The following is a 22,648-nucleotide window of genomic DNA, read 5'->3' as shown; positions in this document are numbered from 1 at the left end:
TGACTGTTCGTCGCAGACTGCGGCTTTCGTAGTGGCTGAGCGCGCAGTTCCCCGCGCCCCTTCGGGGCGCTTTGCCCTCTCATGAACGGAAGCCGATGGTGGGGGTGGCGCGCAGCGGCCAGTCGCTGCTGCCGCCGGGCAACAGGTCGTCCAGGAAGGAATAGCGCCGCATCACTTCCTGGCTCTGGCCGCCGATCCGCCGCGCGTACTGCCACCAGGCGGCCACCTCGCTCCAGCCGGGCGCTGAGAGGGAGCCGCCGAAGTGCTGTACGGACAGCGCCGCGGTCAGATTGGCGAAGGCCAGCCGGTCGGCGAGCGGCCAGCCGGCCAGCGTCGCGGTGGTGAATCCGGCCATGAACACATCCCCGGCGCCGGTGGGATCGAGCGCGTCGACCTCCAGCGCGGGTACGTCGGCGTGTTCGCCGGTGGTCCCGTCGACGGCGACCGCGCCGCCGGAGCCCTTGGTCACCACGGCGACGGGCACCAGTTCGGCCAGCGCCCGCACGGCCGCCTCGGGGCTGTCGGTGCGGGTGTAGTGCATGGCCTCGGTGGCGTTCGGCAGGAACGCGTGGCACAGCGACAGATCGGCCAGGGTGTCCGGGTCCCAGGCGCCGGTCTCGTCCCAGCCGGTGTCGGCGAAGAGCAGGCTGCCTTCGGAGTGCGCCTGCCGCACCCAGTCCCCCACCCGGCCGGGCGACAGCGAGGTGACGCAGGCCCGGGACCGTGGCCGGGAGGCGACGCTGACGCACGGTTTGGGCGCCGCGTGGCCGTGGCTGACCATGGTGCGCTCGCCGTCGTACGCCATCGAGACGGTGACCGGCGAGTGCCAGCCCTTCGCCCGGTGGGAGGGCGCCAGGTCGATGCCCTCGCTGCCGGAGAGGGCCTCCCAGCAGTAGTCGCCGTACATGTCGTCGCCGAAGGCCGCCGCGAGCGCGGTGCGCAGCCCGAGCCTGCGCAGCGCGGTCGCCATGTTGGCGACTCCGCCCGGGCTGGAGCCCATGCCGCGGGCCCAGGTCTCGGTGCCGCGCACGGGGGCGTGGTCGAGGCCGGTGAAGACGATGTCGAGGAAGACCGTTCCGGTGAGGAACACATCGGTCTCGGGGCCGCCGTCCGAGCGGAGGGCGGCGAGCGGGTCCAACCAGCTCCCGGTCGGTGCAGGTTGGGCGCTCCCAGTGGTACTCAAGGCCGCTCGCCCCTCTCAGCTATGGCCAGAATTCAGCTTTTCCGTGATTGGTTTGAGCGATACCTTGCACGCTTTCCGGCCCGGATTGCAAGAGGTCGGTCACACTCGCGCAAAGACGCTCAAGCGCGCTAGGGTGCTGGTCATGTTGCGCGAAACCCGGCACGAGAAGCTGCTGCGGATCCTCCGCGAAGAGGGAGTGCTGCCCGTCGTCGAGATCGCCCGGCGGCTCCAGGTCAGCGAGGCCACCGCGCGGCGCGACGTGTCCGACCTCTCCGGGGCCGGACGGCTGCGCCGGGTGTACGGCGGCGCCATCGCCCGCGAACCCGTCGAGCGGCCCTTCGCTGAGGAGGAGGTGGACGACCTTCCGGCCAAGGAGGCCGTCGCAGCCGGCGCCGCACAGCTGATCCAGAACGGCGAGACGGTGCTGCTCGACATCGGCACCACCACCCTGCAGCTCGCGCGGCTGCTGCACGGCCGGAAGATCACCGTCGTCACCTCCAGCCTCGCCGTCTACGAGGAGCTCCGCTCCGACGCCGAGGTGTCCCTCGTCCTGCTGGGCGGCGAAGTGCGGCGCAACTACCGCTCCCTGGTCGGCCAGCTGACCCAGGCCGCGCTGCGCGAGATCTACGCCGACCGCGTCTTCCTCGGCACCAGCGGAGTGCTGGCCGACGGCCGGGTGCTGGACACCACCGAGGTCGAGGTCCCCGTCAAACGGGCCATGCTGAGCTCGGCCCGCCAGGCGGTGCTGCTGGCCACCCCGCGCAAGTTCCCCGGCACCGGCAGCGCCCGCGTCTGCCAGGCCGGGGACATCGACATGCTGATCACCGGCCAGGAGACCGACCCGGCCACCCTCGCCACGTTCCGCGAGGCCGATGTGGAGGTAGTACAGGTATGACGGGAATGACGGGTGCCACGGGCACGGCCGGTGCCGACGGGATGCGGCTCACCGTGCTCGGCGGTGGCGGGTTCCGGGTTCCGCTGGTCCACCGTGCGCTGCTGGAGGACGCCCAGGGGCCCGACACCGCCGGGCGCTGCACCGAGCTGGTCCTCCACGACACCGATCCCGGCCGGCTGAACGCCATCGGCGCCGTCCTCGCCGAGCAGACAGCGCAGCACGCGGGCCCGGCGCCCGCCGTACGCACCACCACCGATCTGGACGAGGCGCTGGCAGGCACCGACTTCGTCTTCAGCGCCATCCGCGTCGGCGGCCTCGCCGGACGGGTGCGCGATGAGCAACTCCCGCTGGCCGAAGGGCTGCTGGGCCAGGAGACCGTCGGCGCCGGCGGAGTACTCTACGGGCTGCGTACCGTGCCGGTGGCCACCCACATCGCCGAACGCGTCGCAGCGGTCGCCCCGCAGGCGTGGGTCATCAACTTCACCAACCCGGCCGGCATGGTCACCGAGGCCATGAGCCGCGTGCTGGGCGACCGCGTCATCGGCATCTGCGACTCGCCTGTCGGACTGTGCCGCCGCGCAGCACGTGCCGTCGGCGCCGACCCGGACCGCGCCGACTACGACTACGTGGGCCTCAATCACCTCGGCTGGCTGCGCCGCATCGTGGTCGACGGCACCGACCGGATGCCCGCGCTGCTGGAGGACGCCCCGGCGCTGGAGTCGTTCGAGGAGGGCAAGCTCTTCGGCGCCGAGTGGCTGCGCGCGCTGGGCGCCCTGCCCAACGAATATCTGCACTACTACTACCACCACCGCGAGGCCCTCACCGCGATCCGCGAAGCGGACGCCACCCGGGGCGAGTTCCTCGCCCGCCAGCAGCAGAGCTTCTACGCGAAGCTGTCCGGCGGAAACGGCGGAAACGGCGAAAACAGTGGAAACGGCAAAACCGGTGGAAGTGCCGGGAGCAGCACCGGCAGCGCCTTCCAGGCGTGGGACGAGACCCGCCGCGAACGCGAGGAGACGTACATGGCCGAGAGCCGCCAGGCGTCCGGCGGCTGGCAGCGCGACAGCTGCGACCTCGACGGCGGGGGCTACGACCGCGTCGCCCTCGCCCTGATGCGGGCCATCGCACGTAACCAGCGCACCACCCTGATCCTCAACGTCCGCAACCGCGGCGCCGTGCCCGGCGTCGACGCCGACGCCGTGGTGGAGGTGCCGTGTCTGGTCGATGCCGGCGGGGCCCGCCCACTGGCGACCGGCCCGGTCGCCCCGGACCAGCTGGGGCTGATGCTCCAGCTCAAGGCCGTGGAACGCAGCGCGATCGAGGCGGCGACCGGCAACTCCCGCCGGGCCGCCCTGCGCGCCCTGGCCCTCCACCCCCTGGTCGACTCCGTGCACGCCGCGGGGCGCCTGCTGGACGCGGCAGGTCCGCTGCGGGCTTAGAACCGGATGCCCAGGCATATGCCGACTTGCCTCCGCAATCACTCTCCGCGCTCGTTTTGCCCACCGACCACCTCCGGTCCCACTAGGCTCACCGGTCGGATCGGGGCACGTGCTTGGCCGTCGACGCGGAGGAGAAGAAGGTGCGCAGGGCAGTCTCGGGAGTGGCCTTGGTCATGGCTGGTGTTCTGCTGACCGGCTGCGGCAGTGTTTCGGGGGACGGAAAGGGCGGTGGCGACAAACCGGCCTCGGCCGCGAAGTCGAAGAAGAAGGCCGGGCCGCCCGAGACCCACGAGGTGACCCTCGAGGTGCAGGGCACCGGCTCCTCGCAGATCGGCTGGGCAGCGGGCTCCAGCCACTTCGAGACGGCCACGCTGCCCTGGAAGAAGACGACCGAAGTCACGCTCAAAGGGGCCGAGTTGAAGGTCGGCGTACAGCTGTACGTCACCCCGCAGGCGGTGAAGGGGGCCGGCGGCAAGTTCGTCTTCCCCCCGTGCGTTCTCAAGGTCGACGGCAAGAAGGTGAATGCGAACGCCGGTGGTAAGAGCTCGCAGGGCTGCAAGTACACATTGAAGGGTTCCTGAGCCTCTGAGAGCGCATGTGCGCTACTTGGAGCGGGCCCGATGCCCACCGCCCGGCTTGAGGGACGAGATCCGGGCCCCGCCCGGTTTGCGGCCGGGAGCGGTGTGCCGGGGATGCAGCGGGCAGTGCCCCGCCTTGTGCTTCTTGGCACGGGTCCGCATCACATGGGCCATCGCCTGGTGGTTGGCGTCGCTGATGACGGCCAGCAGGCCGCCCATGATGGCGGTGTTCTTGCCGAAGTGGATCCGCTGGGCGGCGCGCTGCCCGGGATCCTCCTCCTCCCAGAACGAGTGCCCGGCCAGGGTGGTGGGCAGCAGTGAGGCCGCCAGCGCCAGCGCGGCGGTCCGCGGGATGCGCCCCGTGGTGAGCAGCGCACCGGCCACCACCTGTACGGCAGCGTTCACCCGTACGAGCGTCACATCGTCGCCCGGCAGCGGGACCTTCTCACGCAGCTTGTCCAGGAAGGGCGCCGCCATCCCGGCCGGGGGCTCGGGATCGCTCAGCGTTCCCACTCCCGCATTGACGAAGAACACGCCGAGAAGCGGGCGGGAGACCAGTTGCAGAGGTGTCATGCGGGGTCCCTTGGGTGCGGGCGGACGGAGGGGCGGCGGAGGTGCCGTCATCGCCATGTCACGCGTACCACGGCCAACCCGCAACCCGGAACCCTCCGTACGGCGCACGGCTCACTCCCGCGGGCCGCCCGGCGCCCGCCCGCGCAGGCCGTCGAGGGGCCCGCGGGGTGCTCACCCGGATGCCGGTGGTGGCGGTGCGGCCCGGGGTGCCGGGGTGGAGGGTGGCCGGGAGCGGACAGTGAGCGGGAGGTCGAACGGATGGGCGGCGAGTTCGAGGGCATGGCCGCGCTGGTCACCGGCGCCGCCTCCGGTATCGGACTGGCCGTGGCCCGTCGGCTCGCGCAGGCGGGTGCCTCGGTCCTCGTCGCGGACTACGACGAGGACGGCGCCCAGCTGGCGGCGGGCGAGCTGGAGACCGCGGGGGCGCGCGCCGAGGCGCTGGTCGTCGATGTCACCGAGCCGGACTCGGTACGCGACGCCGTGCGGTTCACCACCGAGACCTTCGGCTCGCTCGATCTGGCGGTGAACAACGCGGGCGTGTGCGGTCCTTCGTTGCCGACCGGCGAGTACGAGGTCACCGCCTGGGACCGGATCATCGCCACCAACCTCAGCGGCGTCTTCTACGGGCTGCGGTACCAGCTGCCCGTGATGTCCGCGGCGGGCCGGGGCGCGATCGTCAACATGTCGTCCGTCCTGGGCAGCAACGGCTTCGCCGGCAGCCCCGCCGAGTCGGCCGCCAAGCACGGCATCGTCGGCCTCACCAAGACGGCTGCGCTCGAATACGCCGACAAGGGCGTACGCATCAACGCCGTCGGCCCGGGCTTCATCGACTCGCCACTGCTGCGGGAGACGGACAACCCGATGCGCGAGCGTCTGGTCTCCCTGCATCCGCAGGGGCGCCTCGGCACGGCGGAGGAGGTGGCGGAGCTGACGGCTTTCCTCCTCTCGGACCGCGCCTCCTTCATCCAGGGCAGCTACCACCTCGCGGACGGCGGATACGCGGCGCAGTGACGGCCCGGGGTCTCACACCGGCCCCAGGCCGGCCTCCGCGAGGTGGCGGGCCACTTCGGCGCGGTCCTCGTCGGTGAGGGGGCGCATGGGCAACGGGGTGGTGGCCGTGGCGATGACGCCGCGTCGGCGCAGGGCCTCCTTGAAGGCGCCGATGGCCGCCGAGTAGTTGCCGATCCGGGCGGGATCGCCCACCCGGGTCAGCCCGAACAGCCGCCGCAGCCGGGCCTGTTCCGCCGCGACGTCCTTGGCGTCACCGCGCCGCGCCGCCCGGTGGAGGGCGAGATAGCCGTGCGGGTCGACGTTGCCGAGGCCCGGCACGATGCCGTCGGCGCCCAGCGCGAGGCCCGTGTCGGCCATCGTCTCGGAGCCGGTGAGCACCGCAAAGCCGTTGCCGCGTGCGCCGTTGGCCTCGGTGAGTTCGAGGAGGGTACGCAGTTCGTCGAGGTCGCCGCTGCTGTCCTTGAGGCCGGCGAGCACCCCGTCGGCGGCGAGCTCGGCCGCGACCTGGGCGGGCAGCTTGCGCTGCACGTTGCCGGGGATGTCGTAGGCCCACAGCGGCAGTTCGACGGCGTCCCGCACGGCGCGGAAATGGTCGGCCATCTCGCCCGGATGGGTGGGCGAGTAGAAGGGCACGGTGGCAACGACGGCGTCCGCACCCGCGTCCCGCGCGGCGCGCGCCTGTGCGATGACCCGGTTGGTGGTCATGTCGACAGCCCCCGCCAGTACGGGAACGGAGCCGTCGGCCACCCGCCGTACGACGCGCAGCGCCGCCAGTCTCGTCTCGTCCGTGTGGTAGGCGAGTTCGCCGGTCGACCCGTTGACGAACAGCCCGTCGACCCCGGCATCCAGCAGGAACCCGCACAACCGCTCCAGCGAGCCCACATCCAGCTCACGGGTCTCGGTCAGCGGCGTACACAGCGGCGGGATCACCCCGCTGAGGGCCGTACGGTCCGCAGTCCCGGATCCGGGCGAGGGCTGGACGCTCATGGGTCAGTGCCTCCTCAGTCGTGTTCGGCAAGATTCTTCCCGCCGTCACGGCGGGAACCCCGACGGCGAGGGTGTGGCGGCACCGCCCGGCCGGAAGCCGGGGGAGGTGGTTCGACGGCAGCAACCGGAACGTCCGCCCGGACCAACCGCTGCATCCGCAGCGGTGCGTCGACCGCGATCAACACGATCACCACCAGGGTGAGGGAGAACGTCAGCCAGGCGAGGGAGGGACCGAGGCTGTGTCCGCCCGCCAGCGAGGCGCCCAGCACGGGCGCCACCGCACCGCCGAGCGAGCCGACGTTGTAGGTGAAGCCGAGCCCGGCCGCGCGCTCCGTGGTACCGAAGTAGCCGCCGATCAGCTTCGGCAGCAGACCGGAGATGCCCTGCGCGAACATCTGCTGGAAGAACAGCAGCAGCGCGAGCCACACCGTCTGGCCGCGGTCCATGGCGAAGACCGGCAGCACGAAGAGCATCGACACGCACAGCGAGGCCACATAGGTGCGCCGGGTGCCCCATCGGTCGCCGAGGAATCCCACCAGCACACAGCCGGCCACGTTCCCGAACCCGGCGAAGAACAGCATGTCGCTGACGGTTCCCGGGGAGAAGTCCAGGTCCTTCTTGAGGTAGGTGGGCAGCAGCGCCTGGATGGGCCAGGAGTACAGGAAGGCGCAGAAGACGGTGACCATCAGCATCACCATCATCGGCGTACGCCCCCGGGCGAACTGCGCGGCGAACAGCACGAATCCGACGGCGGCGAGCAGGGCGAGCGGCCAGGCGAAACCCCCGGCGCGCTCGGTGAACAGCAGGAACAGACCGAGTCCGACGGCAACGGTGAGGGCGTGGTTCAGCGGGGCGCGGCGGCCGCGGTAGAGGATGGTGACGAAGTCCCGCCGCGTTCCCGGCCGGTTCGCCGCGCTCGCCGTCTCCGTTCCGGCGGCGGCCGTGGCGCGGGCCTGCTCCCAGTCGTGGGACTCCTTCAGCCCGCGCCGCATCCACAGGGCCAGCGCGATGGGGACGACGCCGAGGATGAACATCGCCCGCCAGCCCCAGGCGGGCACCACGAAGCGGTAGACCTGCCCGGCGATGATGGCCCCGACCGCGTACCCGGAAATGAGCAGCGCGCTCGCGCGGTTGCGGGCCGCGGCGGGCCAGCTCTCGATGACATAGGTGGCGCTCGCGGAGTACTCACCCGCCATGCCGAGGCCGAGCAACAGCCGCGCGGCGAACATCGACCAGTAGCCCCAGGAGAGTCCGCAGGCCAGCGAACCGACGGAGTACAGCAGGATGCTGAGGATCATCGCCGGCTTGCGGCCGTACCTGTCCCCCACCGCGCCGATGGCCAGCCCGCCGAACCAGCGGGAGATGAAGGCGGCGGAGACGAGCGTCGCCGCGGTGACGGTCGACAGCTCGAAGGCGTCGGCAACTTCCGTGAGCACCAGGGTGATCAGGACGAAGTCGAAGCCGTCCATGAGGTAGCCGAGCCAGGCGGCGAAGAGCGTCTTGCCGTCACGTCTCGTCAGTCTCGCCATCGCGGGGCGCCCTCCTCGGCGGCCGGAAAGGATCAGACGTAGGACATGGGATGTCCTGTCGTTGCGGGACGCTACATGCGCCTGCCGGACGGGGACAAGGGGTTGTTCCGGCCCCCGGGGCACGGGAGTTGGCCCGACGGGACCGCGGGAACGGCTCAGCCGGTCGTGGCCGGCGCCACCGCCTCCGCCTTTCTGGTCCGCCACAGTTGAGCGCCGACGCCGGACGCGAGCACCACGACGCAGGCGGAGAAGACCAGCCCCGCGTTACGCAGCCCGAGCCCGGTGCTGAGCGCACCCACCCCGACGACCGGCAGCGAGATTCCCAGATACGCGACGACGAACAGCGCCGAGATGGTGCCGCCCCGGTGTTCCTCGGGCGCCCGGGTGCTGACCGCCGCCATGGCCGACCGGAACGCGAGCCCTTGCCCGACTCCCCCGGTGACCGCCCCCGTCACCAGCAGCACCAGCGAGCCGAGCAACAACGACAGCCCCACCTGCGCCATGCCGACGACCAGCCCCAGACAGCCGAGCGGCAGCGCCACCGGGGCGCCGATCCGGCCCGTCAGCGACTGCCCGAGCAGCGAGGCGCAGAAGACGGAGAAGACGACAGCACCGGATGCCGCCAGATTGCCGATGTGCAGGGTTCCGGTCATGAAGCCCGGCGAGACCGCGGTGAACAGGCCGAAGACGGCGAAGCCGGTGAAGCAGGCCAGCCCGGCGGGGACGAACACCGGCCGCACCTCGCGCGGCACTTCCATCCCGCGTGGCCGCAGCCGGGGCCGGGGACTGCGCGTACGTACGGTCTCGGGCAGCGCCAGGGTCAGCGCGAACCCGATGGCCAGCAGCGCCAGATGAGTGACGAAGGGCAGGGTGAGCGGGCGGGGCGCGTACTGCGCGAGAAGGCCCGCCAGCAGCGGTCCGCAGCCGAGCCCTCCCATGTTCGCGGCGGTCGCGGCGAAGCCCCGGCTGCTGCTGGGCGCCAGTTCGAGGACGGCCGCGGTCGCCGCTCCGCTGAACAGCCCGGCGGCGAACCCGGACAGCAGCCGTCCGGAGAACAGCAGCGGCAGCCCGCCCTCCAGCAGGAAGCACCCGGCGCTGGCCGCCGAGAGGACGAGCGCCGCGAACAGCACGGGCCGGCGCCCGAGTTTGTCGGAGAAGTCGCCGGCGACCAGCAGCGAGGCGATCACGCCGACGGCGTAGACGGCGAAGACGATCGTCACCATCAGTTCGCCGAATCCGAGCTCCTGCCGGTAGAGGCCGTAGAGCGGGGTCGGCAGCGTGGTGCCTGCCATTCCGACGGCGAAGACGAAGGTCGCCGCCGCGTACCACAACAGGCCACGCCGGGGCTCGTTGTCGTGTTCAGCGCTGTGCGATGTCACAGCCGTGCCCCTGAAAGATCACTGCCGCCGCTCCGGCGGCCCCCTACCCGGCCCAGGTGTAGCGGACCACGCCCGCGATCCTGCGGTGCTCGGCCAGCGCACCGTCGGCCACGAAGACCACCTCGGCCTCGGTGGACAGCGCCGACTCCACCGTCTCGTCCACGATGTCGTCGCGTACCTCGCCCGACTCGTCACTCACCGCGTCGTCGGCGACGGGTGAGAGGTGACCGCCGGTCAGCCGCACCTTCTGCCGGTACGGTTCCTCGACGGCCAGCAGCGCCAGCCGGCCCTCCTGGGCCGCCCGCCACACCTCGTCGATCCCCGCGGCGAACTCCTTGCGGCCGATCGCGTCGCCGAGCCGGCGGAGCGCCTCGTCGGCCCGGCCCTGCACCAACTCGGCGCGCGCAGGAGCGACGGCGTCGTACACCACCGAGGCCCGCGCATTGGCCAGCCCGCCCTTGGGCACGGTGGCCAGCGCGTTACGGGACGCGTGCGCACCCACATCGGCCAGCGCCGTCAGCCCGTGCTGGAGCCCGGCTACGAGCAAGGGCCTGGGCTCGGTCTCCAGCACCTTGGCCACGCCGGCATCCACGTCCCGCAGATGCTGCAGCTCGGCCTCGTCGCGGTAGCCGGTGGTGAAGTCGCCGGTGCGGGAAGCGCGCTCCCGTTCGGAGACGTTGGGCTCATGTTCGACGGGGAAGCCGTAGCGGTGCTCCTCGGTGAGCTGTTCGCCCATCCCGTTCCACAGCCTGGCCTTCTCCTCGTCGAAGGTGAGCACCCAGTACGGGCGGTTCTGGGCCCGGGCAGCGACGAGGTTGCGGGTGAGGAACGTGTCGTTGATGACGATGCGTTCGGTGTCGGCACGCCGGGTCAGATGCCAGAACTGGTGCTCTCCCTGAGCGGCGAAGACGACCAGCGTGTCGAGCGCGTACATCAGGTCCAGCTCGTTCTCGGCCTGCTCCAGCTGCTTGATCACATCGGCCCGCACCGCCGCCGGGACCTGCGGGTCCTCGGCGAGCCGCCGCCCGGTCTCGGCGATGAGATTGCGCAGCCGCACCGGGTCCTGCAGCTTGTCCGGCTTGGTGCGGTGAGTGGGAAGCACCAGGGTGACCGCGGGGTAGGGGCGCGGCTTCCGCAGATTGGCGAGGACCTCGTTGGTCAGGTCGTTGGTGCGCATCCGTACCTCGTTCCGGAAGGGGACGACGACCGCACCCTCCAGCATCTCTCCGGACCCCGCGCTCCGCACCTCGGAGCCCGCCGCGAGGCCGGGCCACCAGGCAGGATGCCGCGCCGGGAGTACGGACGTAACCTGGATGGGGCGCCCTGTACGTGGGGGAAGGAGCGACTTGTGAAGTCTGATACTCACCCCGACTACCACGAGGTGGTCTTCCGTGACCGGGCGGCCGGTTTCGCGTTTCTGACGCGTTCGACGGCCACCAGCGACACCACGATCGAGTGGGACGACGGGCACATATACCCCCTCGTCGACGTGGAGATCTCCTCCGAAAGCCATCCGTTCCACACCGGTAAGGCGCGAGTCGTGGACTCCGAAGGCCGGATCGCCAGGTTCCGCCAGCGCTACGAGGGAACGACGCCGGACAACATCCTGCACGCCGCTCCCGACAGCGAGCCCACCCCCGAGGACCTCGTCCTCGCCACCGGCCGCGATCTGTCGGAGGAGAACCTCCGGTGGGCCCGCGAGCGCATTGCGGCCGAGGGCAGGGCCGCGCTGGATCGGCGCTTGCCCTGACCCTCATGGGCTTACCCGGCATCGGGGGCTGCGCTTGCCCCTGCGCCCTGGGTATCCCCTGCTCGAAGAGCTCGGGGGAGCACCCGCAGCCCGCGTACATCGGGCAGGGGCACCCCGCGTCGGGAACTCAGTCGGCGACGGTGAAGCGCTCCCTCACGTGCCTCGGGTTCTCGATCTCGTCGAGGACGGCGACGGCGTAGTCCTCCATGGAGATGTGGCTCTCGCCGTTCTCGTCCACCACGAGGTCGTCCTTGCCGATGCGGTAGGTGCCGGTGCGGGCGCCGGGTTCGATGGTTGCGGCGGGGCTGATGTTGGTCCAGCGGATGTCGTGGACGCCGCGCAGATAGTCGAGGGCCTCACCGTGCGCGTGCATGATCTGGAGGATCGTGTCGGGCAGTCCCTCGGTGTCCCACACCCGGGAGCCGTCGGGCTTGCGCAGCGACCCGGCGCCGCCGACGAACACCAGCGACGGCGCTCCGGCACCGAGCGAACGCAGCCCGGTGACCAGCGACTCGGCGGCGGGCCCGATGGTGGCCAGATGACCGGGGCCGTTCTTGCCGCCTACCGCGCTGACCACGACGTCCGCGTTCCCGCCGACAGCCGCAACGGACTCGGGCGAGAGCACATCGCCGGTGAGGACGGTGACGGCCTCCCTGGAGGCGACGAACTTGCTGGGGTCGCGGACGACGGCGACGACCTGGTGGCCACGGTCCAGCGCCTCGCGGACGATCCTGCTGCCGATGTTGCCGTTGGCCCCGAAGACGGCGATGTTCGCCATGGTGGTACTCCTGTTGCGCTGTGCGGACGAGGGTGGGGGGAGCGCCGAACGGGTGGCATATTTCCGCCACTGTTCGCACCGGGTTCTCCCTGCCGGGAGGCCGACACCTCGAAGCTAACCGGGCAGCGAGCACCCCGCGAGGTAAGGTCACGACCAGCCATGGTGAGAACCGGACACTCCACCGCATCCGCGTCCGCCGCTGTCCCCGAGCTCCCGTACGCCCCGCCGCCGGGCGTCGCGACCACAGGGCTGGAGGTGATGACGCTGTCCGAGCTGCGCGACCGCGCGGCGCGCGCCGGCCAGCGGCTGGCCGACCCGCAGCGGCCCGGCTTCCACCAGCTCTTCGCCGTGGAGTCGGGGAGGCTGCGCCAGTTCGTCGACTTCACCGAGCACACCACCCCGGCCGGCGGATGGCTGTGGGTCCGCCCCGGGCAGGTGCAGCAGTACGACGACCTGGACGACGCCGAGGGCACGCTGATCCTCTTCCAGCCCACCTTCCCCGACCCAACGACGGCGGCGTTCGTGGGCCTGGACGAGGCGTCGGGCGCGGTGGCCCGGCACCCGTACGACGAGTACGCCCGCGCGGTCCGGATCGCCCTGGATCATCTGCGCTTCGAGTTCGCCGCGGAACGCCGCCCGGCCGCGCAGGGTGCCCACACGGAGGTGCCCGCGCAGGGTGCCCACACAGAGGTGCTGCGGCATCTGCTGGCGGTCCTGCTGCTGCGGCTGGTCCGGCTGGTGGAGCCGGACGGCCGGGCGGCGGACGCGGTCCCCTCGGAGACCTTCCGCCGGTTCCGCGCCGCCGTCGAGCAGGACTTCGCCCGCACCCGCCGGGTCGCCGACTACGCGCATGCCCTCGGCTACTCGCCCCGTACCCTCTCCCGGGCCACCCGCGCCGCGGTCGGGCTGGGCGCCAAGGAGTTCGTGGACCGCCGCGTCGTTCTGGAGGCCAAGCGGCTGCTGGCCCACACCGACCGCTCCGCGGCGCGGATCGCCGCCGCCCTCGGCTTCGCCGACGCCACCAACTTCGCCAAGTTCTTCCATCAGCGCGCCGGCACCGCCCCGGGCGCCTTCCGCGCCTCGGTACGGCGCTGAGGAAGGAGCCCCTGCTCGATGCCCGCAGACTGCGGGTGCTTCGTGGCTGGGCGCGCCGTTCCCCGCGCCCCTTCGGGGCGCACACGTTCCCCTGCGCGCGGACCAGCTCTACGCCGGGAGCTTCAGCTCCAGTTCGGCCGTCAGCCGGATGTCGGCCGCGCTGCGGCCGACGGCGAAGTGCTGCGGGCCCGGGCACGGGTGCCAGGTCAGATGGGTGTCGTCCCAGGTCTGGACGACGCGCAGCGGGACCTGGAGGTGTGCTTCGACCGCGCCGCCTGCCGGGGCCTCGACCACCGCGAAGGACGCCAGCCTGCGGTCCGGGCCCTCGGGACCGAGGTAGAGCTGGACGACCTCGCGGCCTGCGCGGGGGCCGATGTTGCGGACGCGGACGGTGGTCCGGGCGACCGGCCGGTACGGATCGCCGTCGGCGGCGGCCTCCAGCGCGGTGATGTTCAGGGACTCGTACTCCCACCGGGTGTAGCCCAGCCCGTGCCCGAACCAGTAGGCGGGCTCGGGCCCTGCCGCATGCCTCCAGGCGCGGTAGCCGATGTACGGGCCTTCGGCGTACGGCAGTTGGCCGTCGCTGTCCGGCACGACCTGGCGTACCGGCACATCGTCCTCCGCGTCCGGCCAGGTCGTCGGCAACCGCCCGCCCGGCTCGGCGGCACCCAGCAGCACGTCGGCAAGGGCTTCGCCGCCCGCCTCGCCCGGGAACCAGCACAGCAGTAGGGCCGCCACGTCCTCGCGCCACGGCATCAGTACGGGGGCGCCCGCGTTGACCACCACCACGGTGCGGGGGTTGGCATGGGCGACGCGCGCCACCAGTTCGTCCTGGCTGCCCGGCAGGGCGAGGGTTTCGCGGTCGACGCCCTCGCTCTCGGTCTCGTCCGTGGTGCCGACGAACACCACCGCGCAGTCCGCCTCGGCCGCCGTACGCGCCGCCCGCTCGATCAGCTCCTCCTCGGACACGGCGGGCGCGCCGTAGCCGAGTTCGAAGGAGACCAGCCCGAACAGGCCGCCCACGCCATGCGCGGGGACGGAGTGCAGCAGGCGGACGGGCAGCGGGGCTTGTTCCGCCTCCGCGTCCAGCATGAACGTCCGCTGCGGCGGGTGGAGGAAAGCGGCGGCCGGGTCCTCGCTCTCGGCCTGGAGCTCCGCGTCGTACAGCACCCGGTTCCCCGCCTCCAGCCTGAAGTGGCCCACGCCGCGCACCGCGAGCCGGTGGGTGCCGCTCTCGCGTGGTGTGAACTCGCCGACCAGTTCGACGCGGCCCAGGTCGGCGAAGGAGACCCCGCCGGGCAGGCTGCCCATCCACCGCACGCTGCCGTCGCGCTGCTCCGCGCGGGCGAGTTCGGCGTCGTCCAGGCCGTGCAGGACGGCGGTCAGCCGGAAGCCGTCGGCGTCCGACGCCGGGGCCAGCCGCGAGCGGGGGTCGGGGCCCGGTTCGTAGGTGACCTCGGTACCGGCCGGGACCGCGGCGCGCAACGCGTCCAGCGGGGTGCTGACCTGTTCGGGGAAGACCTGCGAGCTGCCTCCGCCGCCGAACCGGGGTGCGGAGGCGTGCAGTCCGCTGACGGCGATCCGGCGTACGGCACCGTCGGGAGACTCCGCGGAGCCGCCCGTTCCGAGCGGGAGCACAGCGTTTCCCGCGTACTCGTTGCGCAGCAGGACGAAGGAGCGCGCGGCCAGGTCGCGTACGGTGGCGGGGCCGTCGAGCGGTGCGGGCAGCGCGGGGCCGGGGACGGCGGGCGGCGCACCGTCCAGGAGGCCGACGCGGGCGGCGAGCAGCAGCACCCGGCGGGCGAGCACATCCACCGTCTTCTCGGCCACCCGGCCCTCGCGGACGGCTGCGACCAGATGTTCGCCGTAGACGGTGTCCGGGCCCGGCATGGCCAGGTCGAGGCCGCCGCGTACGCAGCCGAGGGTGGAGCGGGCGCCGGTCCAGTCGGAGACCAGCGCCCCGTCGAAGCCCCACTCGCCGCGCAGCACCCCGTTGTTGAGCACATCGTGCTCGCTCATCGTCACGCCGTTGACGCTGTTGTACGCCGCCATCAGGAGCCAGGGCCGGGTGGAGCGCACAATGCGCTCGAAGGGTTCGAGATACAGCTCGCGCAGGGTGCGGCCGTCGGCGCGTACGTCGACGGAGAAGCGGTCGGTCTCCGCGTCGTTGGCCACATAGTGCTTGGGGGTCGCGGCGACGCCGCCCTGCTGGAGGCCCGCGACGAGTGCGGCGCCCAGCACGCCGGTCAGCTGCGGGTCCTCGGAGTACGCCTCGAAGTGCCGCCCGGCGTAGGGCGTGCGGTGCAGATTGACGGTGGGGGCCAGCACCGCGTGGGCGCCCTTGCGGCGGGCCTCCTGAGCGAGCAGCAGCCCGACGGTGCGGGCGGCCTCGGTGTCCCAGGTGGCGCCGATCGCGGTGGGCGACGGCAGCGCGATGCTGGGATCCTCGGGCGTCCAGTTCTCGCCGCGCACCCCGGCCGGACCGTCCGAGAGGACGAGCCTGCCGAAACCCGTCGCCGACCCGGCCCCGACCGGGCCGACCGACCACATGTCCGCGCCCCCGAGCAGCGCCACCTTCGTCGGCAGGTCCAGCGCGGCGAGCGCGGCCTCGACGGCGGCAGCACGCTGGAGGTCGGCATCCCGGGAATCGGCGGCATGCCGGGGAGCACAGTCCATACGACTCACATCGCTCATGTCGCTCTTGTCGATCACTGGTTGCCAGCCTCTCAGATCCGGTGCTCCGGAGCCCTGCGAAAGCAGTCGGAGTCGTCACGACGCAGGACGGGTCGGCAGCCGCGCGGACCGTATGGCACAGCCCGGTCCCAGCCGGTCGTGACGACAACGGAAATCATGAAGAATCCGCAGGTCACAGCGGTGTTATCGGTTTTGACAACGGTCACCGATGCAGCCTTTGCACCCCCGGGGTGCGGTGGGTTTCACTGCACTCAGCCCGGCACCGCGAGGGGGCGGCGCACCTCGGTCGGCGCGGAGCGGTGGGACCCCCGACCGGGGGCCGGGGAATCACGAAGGGTGACCGATGGGGAGGACTGACGTGGACGCGAGAGACCAGCACGACAGCGCGCAGCCGGGCCATGCGCACGGGCACAGCGGGCACGGGCACGCGCACGCCGGGCACACGCACGGCATCTCGGTCGGGGCCGACCGCCGCTGGCTGTCGATGGCGCTGGCGCTGATCCTCGCGTTCATCGTCGTCGAGGCGGCCATCGCCGTGCTGGCGGGCTCCCTCGCGCTGCTGTCGGACGCGGCACACATGCTCACCGACGCGGTCTCGATCGTGCTGGCACTGGTCGCGATGCGGCTGTCGGCCCGGCCCGCACGCGGCGGTTACACCTTCGGGCTCAAGCGGGCCGAGATCCTCTCCGCCCATGCGAACGGGCTCACCCTGATACTGGCCGGCGGCTGGCTGGGCTACGAGGCCGTACGCAGGCTGATCAGCCCGCCGGAGGTGACCGGCTGGCTGGTGGTGAGCACGGCGCTGGTGGGCATCGCGGTGAACCTCCTGGCCACCTGGTTCCTGTCGCGGGCGAACCGCTCCTCGCTCAATATCGAGGGCGCCTACCAGCACATACTCAACGACCTGTTCGCCTTCATCGGCACCGCGGTGGCCGGTCTCGTGATCCTGGTCACCGGCTATGCGCGGGCCGACGCCATCGCCACGCTGCTCGTCGTCGGGCTGATGCTGAAGGCCGGCTACGGGCTGCTGCGCGACTCGGGCCGCATCTTCCTGGAGGCGGCACCGGTCGGCCTCGACCCGGACGAGGTGGGCGACGAACTGGCCGCTGCCGAGTCGGTGACCGAGGTGCACGACCTGCACATCTGGACGATCACCTCGGGGGAGCCCGCGCTGTCGGCGCACGTTCTGGTGGAGCCGGGCGGCGACTGTCACCGGGTCCGCCGCGACCTGGACCGCATGCTGGCCGAGCGGCACGGACTGACCCACACCACGCTCCAGATCGACCACGCGGACCGGCTGCCGGCCGGCGCCCACGCGCTGTCCGCCGCCCCGGCCGCTGCGGGGCACTGCGCGGCCCCGCACGGCCCCGTGCACCACGACGGGCCGCACGAGCACTGAGGCGGCGAGGGCCGCGCGCACCGAGGCCGCGCGGAGAGGGCCGTTCGGCCCCTGCTGGGCGGGGCGGGCGTGGGGCACTCTGAGGAAGTCCCCGGGCGTCTCCCCGTCAGACGCCCGGGCCTGTGCCACCGCTGGGCAGCCGCCCGCGGCCTGTGGGGGGTCCGCGGGCGGCATTCAGCGGCCCGATCCTCGGCGGGCCTGCTCCCAGCAGCGGCGCATCTTGCACGGGCCTCGCTGCCAGTGGGGGCTCGGCGTGGATGACGGCGATCCGGAGTCGGGGGGCTCGGGCCACCGGATCGCCGGTCCGCGTCCGCCGTTGCGGCCCTCAGATCCTGCGCACCCGGCATGGGTGCCGCGCTCCGAAGGGGCGCGGGGAACTGCGCGACAAGCCACAAACACAGCCGCAGCCTGCAGGCATCGGACAGGGGCACCCCCTTCCCAGCACCAGGCGAAGGGGCACCCTCTCCGCGGCTCGGCGGCACCCCTGCGCATCTCCCTTTGCCGCGGGCATTGATTTCTCCTTACGCGTGAGTAAGTTGACTGTCCTGTCACCAAGCGCGGCGCACGCAGCGCATCGGCACCACACCCGCACCCGCGAACAGGAGCCGAAGAGATGGGCGTCTGGAAGGACCTCAGGACAGCGAAACGGCGCGGCGACCTGGCGTCACGTGGCCCGGTGAAGGTGATCAAGGAGGACGGCACCGTACGCGAGGCACGCGCCGAGCCCCTGGTCCCGCCCGTCACCTCCGGAAGCCTCGCCGACCTCCCCTTCACCAACGCCGAAGAAGCACCCGACACGGTCGTCATCCGCCGCAAAGCCGGGGAGGCATGGCTCCCGGTGTCCGCCGCCGAGTTCGCCCGCGAGGTCGCCCGGACGGCGAAGGGTCTGGTCGCGGCGGGGCTGGAGCCCGGGGACCGGGTCGGGCTGATGTGCCGTACGCGGTACGAGTGGTGTGTGCTGGACTTCGCCGTCTGGGCGTCCGGCGGCCAGACGGTGCCGATCTACGCCACCTCCTCCACCGAGCAGATCGAGTGGATCCTGCGCGACTCGGACGCCGCCTTCCTGTTCGTCGAGACGGCCGAGCACGCCGCCACCGCCGAACCCGCGCTGGCGGCGCAGCCGCGGCGGCCACGGCTGTGGCAGATCGACCCGGTCGCGGGCTCCCGGCCCGCGCTCGCCCAACTCGCCGACGACGGGCGGCAGATACCCGACACCGAGCTCACCGAGCGCCGCGCCGCCCTCGGCCCCGACACCGTCGCCACCCTCTGCTACACCTCCGGCACCACCGGCAAGCCCAAGGGCTGTGTGCTCAGCCACGGCAATCTGCACGCCGAGGCCGCCAACACCGTCGAACTGCTGCACCCGGTCTTCAAAGAGGTCACCGGCCAGACGGCTTCCACCCTGCTCTTCCTGCCCCTCGCGCACATCCTGGGCCGCACGATCCAGCTCGCCTGTCTGTACGCCCGGATCGAGTTCGGGCACTTCCCCAGCATCAAGCCTGACGAACTCCGCCCCGAACTGCGCTCCTACCGGCCGACGTTCGTCGTCGGCGTGCCCTACCTCTTCGAGAAGATCCACGACACGGGGCGGGAGACGGCGGAGAAGCTGGGGCGCGGCTCCTCCTTCGACCGTGCCGACCGGATCGCGGTGCGCTTCGGCGAGGCGTATCTGCACAAGTTCCTGGGCACCGGCAACGGGCCTTCGCCGGGGCTGTATCTGGCCTGGGGCCTGTACGACCTGCTGGTCTACCGGCGTATCCGCAAGGAGTTGGGCGGCAGACTGCGCTATGCCATCAGCGGCGGCTCACCGCTGGACCGCCGTCTCAACCTGTTCTTCTACGCGGCCGGCATCGTCATCTACGAGGGCTACGGGCTCACCGAGACGACTGCCGCCGCCACCGTCACGCCTCCGCTCGGCCCGCGCCCGGGCACCGTCGGCCGTCCGGTACCGGGCACGGCGGTACGCATCGCCGACGACGGCGAAGTACTCATCAAGGGCGGCATCGTCTTCGGCTCGTACCGGAACCGGCCGGAGGCGAGCGCCGAGGTGCTGTCCGACGGCTGGTTCGCCACCGGTGACCTCGGGGAGCTGGACGAGGACGGGTATCTGACCATCGTCGGCCGCAAGAAGGACATTCTCATCACCAGCGGTGGCAAGAACGTCTCCCCCGCTCCGCTGGAGGACCGGCTGCGCAGCCGTCCACCGGTGGCGCAGTGCATGGTCGTCGGCGACGGCCGCCGTTACGTGAGCGCGCTGGTCACCCTCGACCCGGAGGCGGTCGCACACTGGCTCCGGGTGCGCAAGCGGCCCGCCGACACCCCGCTCGCCGAGCTGCGCGACGACCCGGAGCTGGTCGCCGCGGTGCAGCGTGCCGTCGACTACGCGAACGAGGCGGTCTCCACCGCCGAGTCCATCCGCCGATTCCGCATCATCGACGGCGAGTTCACCGAGGAGAACGGGCTGCTGACCCCGTCCCTGAAGGTGAAACGGCAGGCCGTGGCCGAGGCGTACGCGGCCGAGATCGACGCCCTCTACAGCGAACGGGGTCCCGAGCAGTAGGGCGCGCGCGTTCCCGGGTCACGGACCGAGGAAGGGATGGGCATGCGTGCTCGGATGCGGCTACGTCCACGTGTACGTTCCCTGCGTCCCGTACGTCCGGCACCATGGCTGGTCCCCGCGCCGGCGACGGCAACCACTCTCGCGGTTCCAGGACGAGTCGCCGCCCGGCCGGTGAGATGCCGTGCGCGGGCCTCACTCCGGGAGGGGCGGCATCGGTGTGCTCAGCGGGAGGCCGAGGCTCGCCCGATGGGTGAGCCAGGGGGTGGGGCGGTAGCGAGGGTCGCCCGTTTCGGTGTGGAGGGCCCGCAAGAGGGAGCACATGCGGGCCCCTCCCACCGTGTCGGCCCAGGCCAGCGGACCCCGCGGATAGCCGAGGCCGAGGGTGACGGCCACGTCGATATCGGCAGGCGCGGCGATTCCGCGCTCGGCGATACCGGTGGCGACATTCACGATCGACGCCAACAGCCGCTGAGCGACGGAGCCGGCGGTGTCCCGTACGACGGACACCGCATGACCGTCCCGGGCGAGCACGGCGACGGCGTCCCGTACGGCGTCCTCCCGCGTGGCGGCCGTCACCGCCAGTACCCGGCGCGGGGTGCCGAGCGACAGCGGGTCCACCCCCAGGGTGCGTTCCGCGGGCAGTCCGTTCTCGGCGATCGTGGTCGCCACCGAGGTGCCCCAGGCCGGCACCAGGACCAGGGCATCGTTCGGCGAAGCCGCCGCGGAGGCGAGGTCGGCGAGTTCGGCGCCGGTGACGCGAACGGCCCGCGCGGGGTCGCCGCCCTCGATCCGGGGTTCGGGGAGCGAGGGCCCCGCCTCTCCCTCGCCGTACGCGTAGAAACCCCGCAGGGACTTGCGCCCGTACCGCCCGGCCGCGACCCGGTTGGCCGGCAGATAGGAGGGGCGCAACCGGTCGGCGTGGCGGAAGCCGTCCCAGACGGTGTCCATCACGGAGGCCGTCACATCCAGCCCCGTCAGGTCCATCAGCTCGAACGGCCCCATGCGCAGCCCGAGCACGTCACGCGCGATCCGGTCGATCGCCGCGTGCCCCGCGACGGACTCCTCCAGCAGCGCGAACGCCTCGGTCACCAGTCCGCGCCCCGCGTGGTTGACGAGGAAGCCAGGGGTGTCGGCCACTGTGACCGGCCGGTGCCCCGAGTCCGCCACGAGTGCGGCCAGCAACTCGGGCACGCCCTCGCGGGTGGCGGCACCGGGCACCACCTCGACCAGCTTCATCAGAGGCACGGGATTGAAGAAGTGCAGTCCGGCCAGCCGCCCCGGGTCGGCGAGCCGGGCGCCGATCCGGGTGACGGACAGCGACGAGGTGTTGGTGGCGAAGACGGTCGCGTCGGGCAGCACCCGCTCCAGGCCGGTGAACAGCTCCGCCTTGACCTCCAGGTCCTCCAGCACGGCCTCGATCACCAGCTCCGGAGCCTCGCCGTCCGCGGCGGAGTCGGACGCGGAGTCGTAGGGCGAGTCCAGTGCCACCAGCGCTGCCGCCGCGCGGTCGGCCGCCGCGCGGCTCGTCCGGCCCTTCTCCACCGCCCGCTCCAGCATGGCGCGGGTGAACGAGACGGCGTCGGCCACCGCTTCGGGCCGCGCGTCGGCAAGTTCCACCGTGTGTCCGGCCGTCACCGCCCACTGTGCGATGCCGCGCCCCATGGTGCCGGCTCCGACCACCCTGATCCGCATGAACGGCTCCCTCTCCTCACTGCGCGCGGTCCCACGTCGGCAGCGACCATTGATCTGCATTCAGGGCCAAATTAGAGTCTTTTCAAGACGAGCAACAGATGAGTGGCCTCCGGGCCGCCCTCTCCGGAAAGTGAGCCCGCCGTGGAGCTGCGCTACCTCGCCGCGTTCGTCGCCGTGGCCGAGGAGCTGCACTTCGGCCGGGCCGCCATGCGGCTGAACATGGCTCAGCCGCCGCTCAGCCAGCAGATCCGCCAGCTGGAGAAGGAGCTCGGGGTGCAGCTGTTCGAGCGCAGCACCCGCTCGGTGCGGCTGACCAGCGCGGGCGATTCCTTTCTGGCGCCGGTCCGCAAGGTGCTGGCCGATCTGGATGCCGCCACCCGGGTCGCCAAGGCCGCGGGGCGCGGTGAGTTCGGCCGGGTGAGCGTGGGCTTCGCAGGGGCCTCCAGCCACACCGCCCTTCCCCTGCTGACCCGTGCGGTCCGCACCGCGCACCCCGGTATCGAGCTGGTGATGCAGGGCCAGAACTATGCGAACCGGGCCCTAGCCCGGGTCGCCGAGGGCTCCCTCGATCTCGGTTTCGTACGGCTTCCGGTGGCCCGGCCGGGCGTGGAGACCCGGGTGATCGCCGAGGAGGAACTGCTCTGCGCGCTCGCCTCCGACCATCCGCTGGCCCGCCAGGAGCGGGTCGACGTCGCAGACCTGGCAGGCGAGCCGTTCGTCAGCTTCCCGGCCGACACCGGCTCCAGCCTGCGCGATGTGACGTTCCAGACCTGCGAGCGCGCGGGGCACATCCCCCGCGTCGTGCAGGAGGCGCCGGACTCGTACACGATTCTCGCGCTGGTCGCGATGGGCGTCGGGGTGACCCTCACGCTCACCTCCTGCACCCACATCCAGCAGACCGGCCTGGTCTACCGCCCGCTCGCGGGGCCGCCCGTGGTGCTCCGTCCGGCGCTCGCCTGGCGCCCTGACAACCCGTCCGCCGCGCTGCGCAGCGTGCTCGATGTGGCCCGCGAGGTCCTGCCCACCCCTCCCGCGCGCTCCAGGGACCAGCGACGGGGGACCGAGTGACCGACGCAGCCCGCCCCTTCATCGAAGCCGGAAAGGCC

General features: G+C 72.0%; 17 protein-coding genes and 1 pseudogene. 9 read left to right on the top strand and 9 right to left on the bottom strand.

All coding sequences use genetic code 11. The annotated features are described in order from the left end of the window. Positions 1-79: 79 nt before the first annotated feature. Positions 80-1,183 (bottom strand): PfkB family carbohydrate kinase, encoded by a 1,104-nt coding sequence (locus ACTWP9_RS05365; RefSeq protein WP_443244787.1) that lies wholly within the window; start codon positions 1,181-1,183, stop codon positions 80-82. A 142-nt stretch (positions 1,184-1,325) separates the two neighbouring features. Between ACTWP9_RS05365 and ACTWP9_RS05360 the strand changes: the two genes are divergently transcribed. The 3 genes from ACTWP9_RS05360 (at position 1,326) to ACTWP9_RS05350 (ending at position 4,098) form a co-directional block, all read left to right on the top strand. Beyond that, complete coding sequence (locus ACTWP9_RS05360; protein WP_443244786.1) at positions 1,326-2,078, top strand: DeoR/GlpR family DNA-binding transcription regulator; 753 nt, start codon at positions 1,326-1,328, stop codon at positions 2,076-2,078. Between the two features lie 41 nt (positions 2,079-2,119). After that, positions 2,120-3,517, top strand: coding sequence for a 6-phospho-beta-glucosidase (locus ACTWP9_RS05355; RefSeq protein ID WP_443244848.1), 1,398 nt, complete (start codon positions 2,120-2,122; stop codon positions 3,515-3,517). 173 nt (positions 3,518-3,690) lie between these two features. Continuing rightward, on the top strand, positions 3,691-4,098 hold the full coding sequence (locus ACTWP9_RS05350; RefSeq protein WP_443244785.1) for a hypothetical protein: 408 nt from the start codon (positions 3,691-3,693) through the stop codon (positions 4,096-4,098). Positions 4,099-4,119: 21 nt separating this feature from the next. Here ACTWP9_RS05350 and ACTWP9_RS05345 read toward each other — a convergent pair whose 3' ends face one another. After that, positions 4,120-4,668 (bottom strand): DoxX family protein, encoded by a 549-nt coding sequence (locus ACTWP9_RS05345; RefSeq protein WP_443244784.1) that lies wholly within the window; start codon positions 4,666-4,668, stop codon positions 4,120-4,122. A gap of 258 nt (positions 4,669-4,926) precedes the next feature. Between ACTWP9_RS05345 and ACTWP9_RS05340 the strand changes: the two genes are divergently transcribed. Next, positions 4,927-5,679 carry an SDR family NAD(P)-dependent oxidoreductase gene (locus ACTWP9_RS05340; RefSeq protein WP_443244783.1) on the top strand — a complete coding sequence of 251 codons (753 nt, stop codon included), beginning with the start codon at positions 4,927-4,929 and terminating at the stop codon, positions 5,677-5,679. Positions 5,680-5,691: 12 nt separating this feature from the next. Here the strand turns inward: ACTWP9_RS05340 and ACTWP9_RS05335 are convergent, their stop codons facing one another. The 4 genes from ACTWP9_RS05335 to ACTWP9_RS05320 all read right to left on the bottom strand — a co-directional run bounded on the left by ACTWP9_RS05335 (position 5,692) and on the right by ACTWP9_RS05320 (position 10,796). Next, entirely contained in the window at positions 5,692-6,666 is a 975-nt protein-coding gene (locus tag ACTWP9_RS05335) for a dihydrodipicolinate synthase family protein (RefSeq protein ID WP_443244782.1), read from the bottom strand. A 14-nt stretch (positions 6,667-6,680) separates the two neighbouring features. Then, positions 6,681-8,195, bottom strand: a complete 1,515-nt coding sequence (locus ACTWP9_RS05330) for a sialate:H+ symport family MFS transporter (RefSeq protein ID WP_443244781.1) — start codon at positions 8,193-8,195, stop codon at positions 6,681-6,683. 155 nt (positions 8,196-8,350) lie between these two features. Beyond that, on the bottom strand, positions 8,351-9,574 hold the full coding sequence (locus tag ACTWP9_RS05325; RefSeq protein WP_443244780.1) for an MFS transporter: 1,224 nt from the start codon (positions 9,572-9,574) through the stop codon (positions 8,351-8,353). A 43-nt stretch (positions 9,575-9,617) separates the two neighbouring features. Continuing rightward, positions 9,618-10,796 (bottom strand): baeRF3 domain-containing protein, encoded by a 1,179-nt coding sequence (locus ACTWP9_RS05320; protein WP_443244779.1) that lies wholly within the window; start codon positions 10,794-10,796, stop codon positions 9,618-9,620. A gap of 126 nt (positions 10,797-10,922) precedes the next feature. Between ACTWP9_RS05320 and ACTWP9_RS05315 the strand changes: the two are divergent. Then, a pseudogene (locus tag ACTWP9_RS05315) lies at positions 10,923-11,168 on the top strand (type B 50S ribosomal protein L31); the annotation flags it as partial. Positions 11,169-11,451: 283 nt separating this feature from the next. Here the strand turns inward: ACTWP9_RS05315 and ACTWP9_RS05310 are convergent. Next, the gene (locus ACTWP9_RS05310; RefSeq protein WP_443244778.1) at positions 11,452-12,102 is read right to left on the bottom strand and encodes an NAD(P)-dependent oxidoreductase; all 651 of its coding nucleotides are present in this window, start codon (positions 12,100-12,102) and stop codon (positions 11,452-11,454) included. Positions 12,103-12,261: 159 nt separating this feature from the next. Between ACTWP9_RS05310 and ACTWP9_RS05305 the strand changes: the two genes are divergently transcribed. After that, positions 12,262-13,197: a helix-turn-helix domain-containing protein gene (locus tag ACTWP9_RS05305; RefSeq protein ID WP_443244777.1), complete on the top strand. Its 936-nt coding sequence runs from the start codon at positions 12,262-12,264 to the stop codon at positions 13,195-13,197. A 108-nt stretch (positions 13,198-13,305) separates the two neighbouring features. Here ACTWP9_RS05305 and ACTWP9_RS05300 read toward each other — a convergent pair whose 3' ends face one another. Then, entirely contained in the window at positions 13,306-15,873 is a 2,568-nt protein-coding gene (locus tag ACTWP9_RS05300) for a glycoside hydrolase family 3 C-terminal domain-containing protein (protein ID WP_443244847.1), read from the bottom strand. Between the two features lie 376 nt (positions 15,874-16,249). On the opposite strand from ACTWP9_RS05300, the gene ACTWP9_RS05295 reads away from it, so the two are divergent. Both ACTWP9_RS05295 and ACTWP9_RS05290 read left to right on the top strand, forming a co-directional pair. Continuing rightward, positions 16,250-17,290 carry a cation diffusion facilitator family transporter gene (locus tag ACTWP9_RS05295; protein WP_443244776.1) on the top strand — a complete coding sequence of 347 codons (1,041 nt, stop codon included), beginning with the start codon at positions 16,250-16,252 and terminating at the stop codon, positions 17,288-17,290. Between the two features lie 613 nt (positions 17,291-17,903). Continuing rightward, positions 17,904-19,850 (top strand): AMP-dependent synthetase/ligase, encoded by a 1,947-nt coding sequence (locus ACTWP9_RS05290; RefSeq protein WP_443244775.1) that lies wholly within the window; start codon positions 17,904-17,906, stop codon positions 19,848-19,850. A gap of 192 nt (positions 19,851-20,042) precedes the next feature. Here ACTWP9_RS05290 and ACTWP9_RS05285 read toward each other — a convergent pair whose 3' ends face one another. Then, positions 20,043-21,542, bottom strand: a complete 1,500-nt coding sequence (locus ACTWP9_RS05285) for a 3-hydroxyacyl-CoA dehydrogenase (protein WP_443244774.1) — start codon at positions 21,540-21,542, stop codon at positions 20,043-20,045. 141 nt (positions 21,543-21,683) lie between these two features. On the opposite strand from ACTWP9_RS05285, the gene ACTWP9_RS05280 reads away from it, so the two are divergent. After that, complete coding sequence (locus ACTWP9_RS05280) at positions 21,684-22,610, top strand: LysR family transcriptional regulator (protein ID WP_443244773.1); 927 nt, start codon at positions 21,684-21,686, stop codon at positions 22,608-22,610. Positions 22,611-22,648 lie beyond the last annotated feature (38 nt).

It is taken from the genome of Streptomyces sp. 3N207, assembly GCF_052246355.1.
Taxonomy (GTDB): Bacteria; Actinomycetota; Actinomycetes; order Streptomycetales; family Streptomycetaceae; genus Streptomyces.
The sequence above is the reverse complement of the archived record's forward strand: the minus strand, read 5'-3'. Positions and strand labels throughout refer to the sequence as shown.